Source organism: Psychroflexus sp. S27 (genome assembly GCF_002810405.1).
GTDB lineage: Bacteria > Bacteroidota > Bacteroidia > Flavobacteriales > Flavobacteriaceae > Psychroflexus > Psychroflexus halocasei_A.
The window spans coordinates 1-2,797 of record NZ_NEXQ01000013.1 but is presented as its reverse complement, the minus strand read 5'-3'; the positions used below and the strand labels follow the sequence as shown (position 1 = coordinate 2,797).

At 39.1% G+C, this 2,797-nt stretch carries 1 pseudogene; it reads right to left on the bottom strand.

Features of this window, described 5'->3' with window-relative positions:
• Positions 1–2,599: pseudogene (locus CAP47_RS02095) on the bottom strand (DUF11 domain-containing protein); the annotation flags it as partial.
• Positions 2,600–2,797 lie beyond the last annotated feature (198 nt).

The window sequence follows — 2,797 nt, the reverse complement described above, 5'->3', positions numbered from 1 at the left end:
TACGTATTCCTGTGTAATTTTGAGCTCCTGATAAATTAGAAGGCACGAAGGTATATTCCACCACATTATCTGCCACTAATAAATCCAATAAACCTCCATCAACAGGTTGTATAACACCAATATCTAAACCATTCTCTCCAATACCCACTACAGATAATCCTCCTGCCAGAACTAGACCACTATATTCTTTACCAAGTTTTATGGTCACTGGCGTCCCCGCAGGTACTGTTTCCTCAAAAAACAGGTTTTGCCAGGTCGTACCAATCCCTAAAAGCCCAAGGCCTGTTGTTATCGTAGAATAAGTCTTTGGATTGCCATCTGTCGCGTTAGGTCTATTACTTACCCCACCAGTTATAATAGAGCCCCAACTTTGACTGTTAGCATAAACACGCTCCATAGTTGGCGGACAAACATCGGCATCATACACATTTACAATAAGCGTTTCTGAAGCCGAACAGCTCCCTTCTTCAGCACTTACAGTATATGTATATGTCCCAGCAGTTGCAATTGTGTTGGGTAAGGAATTTATAGAGTTACCGTTAGCATCAAAATAATTTACTGTTAATGGATTTGCATTTTCACCTTCTGCAGTAATATTTGGCCAGTTTATTTGTGTGCCAACTGCTACGTTAATTGTTTTATTACCGCTTATATTTATTGTAGGCTTTGGGTTTACTGTCACCTGTTTTGTTGCAGTAGCTCCAAGCATATTAGCGCATATACCATCCCCCTCTACGGTAACGTAAAGTGTATGGACTCCTAATAAACTCGCATCTGGAATTATATTGAACTCTTCTCCTTCATGAACTTTATTTGTGAGATCCTCGTCTAAATACCACTTAAACTCTGGATTAGAAATTGTCGTACCTGTTGATGTTAAAGCAGCTGATAAAGTTACTTCCTCTCCTACACAAACTTCGTTTGGCCCCGATACTTCAATATCGTCTGCAGTTGCATTTGGCAAAACTTCGACTTCTATTTCTTGTGGATTACCAGAGTAACAGTAACCTGCATCCTCTACCGTTACATAATAAGTGGTGGTGGCCATCGGGTTCACGGTAATACTTTCACCTATTTGTGGCGTATCGGATAAATCAGCATTTTTATACCATTTAAAAACTGGGTTACTTATTGCTGGTGCTCCTGTGGCCAAAGTAGCTGTCAGCTCAACAGAAGTACCGCTACAGATTGCCTCTTGTATATCAGCGGTAAGTTCTATTGCATTGGCTTCCACAGGATCACAATTAGACACCATAACAAATGTCACCTCCTTATCTACACTAATATTATTTGGTGTAGTATAACTTAGCATTGCTTTGTTAGTCACTTCCCCTGCAGTTGGAAGAGCAACCACCTTAGTGATTATAGTAAATTCAGCCGTATCACCAACATTTAGTTCATTAATAGTAAAATCGATTTCATCGCCGTTCACGACACCTCCTCCAGCATCTACAATGGTTATTTCCGTATAAATGTCATTTTGGATTGTATCTTTAACCGAAACATTAGTAAGTTTTTTATTTCCGATATTTTCAAGACTAATGGTATAGGTTATTTCATCATTAACTGCTACCTGATTACTATTAGTTCCATTACTTACTCCATTTTTTAAGACAGCATAATCATAAATAGCTTCCACTGGAATAACTGTTCCTGGCTCTTCATTTATATCTGGGTTTGCTGGCGTAGTATTATCTACTGGAGGATAACTCGGCACATTTTCGTTGGAACCATTAAGTTGCACGTAAGCAATATTTTTTAATTCTTCTATATCAGTTAGATCCTCTGTTACTTTTGCTTTAAAAGAGAACGTTTTTGTTTCGTCTACTACAATAGCACTCGTCGTAGAAAAGCTAACAACACCTGCATTATGTGTACCACCACTTACCCAAGTAAGACCTTCTGGCAATTCATCAGATATGGTAAAACCAGCTAAATCTTCTGTTCCGGTATTTTTCACATGAATGGTATATTCTACTTCTTCTCCACCAGAAACCGATGTGTTTGCAACATTACCATCTATGATATAAGATTTCCAAGAAGTTATTTTTGAACTTGATAATGTATAGCAGCGACTTACATCGTATAATTCTACTGGTGGGAAAACAGAAACTCCTACTAAAGTTTTTATTCCTACACTAATTCTATCGTAAGCATCGCCAGGCGTAAATGGTACTTCTACCATGTCTCCATTATTTATAAGATCGAGCACATTTATTCCGTTAATCAGCCCATCTTGCCAATCCAGCGTTGCCACTTCGTCGTTACCTAAGTAAGCTTTTATCTCTAAGCCACCTAATACATCTAAATCGACGCCTCCTGCACCTGTTTTAAATTTTATTAGTGCCGTATCGTCTGCTTCCGAGACCGAATTAAAGTAAATCCATTGTTTGGTAGAGGCGCCCACACCCAAGGTTCCATTACTGATTTCAGAATAATGTTGAGAATTGCCATCATCCAACGCATATTCTGGGTTGGTCACGCCGGCGCTTCCGACTGCATCTACACCAAGGTTAAGTCCTGAATATTCATACGACGTAGCAAAAGCCGGCAAACAAGCATCGGTGCTCAGCTCTGTACACATTCCATATACATTCATTGTATTTGGTTCGGCTAACAAGCCTAAAGCACTGTTCGTCACATCGGTTATTCGAATACGATTATAATCTTGATCGGGAGTTACAGCAATATAATAACGACCTAAAGCGTCTTTTAATATTCGGATTTGACCGGTGGCTCCTGTTCAGTCTTCATTACTCGATCCTTCCAGCATTATATTCTCAGTTTTTTTTGCTTC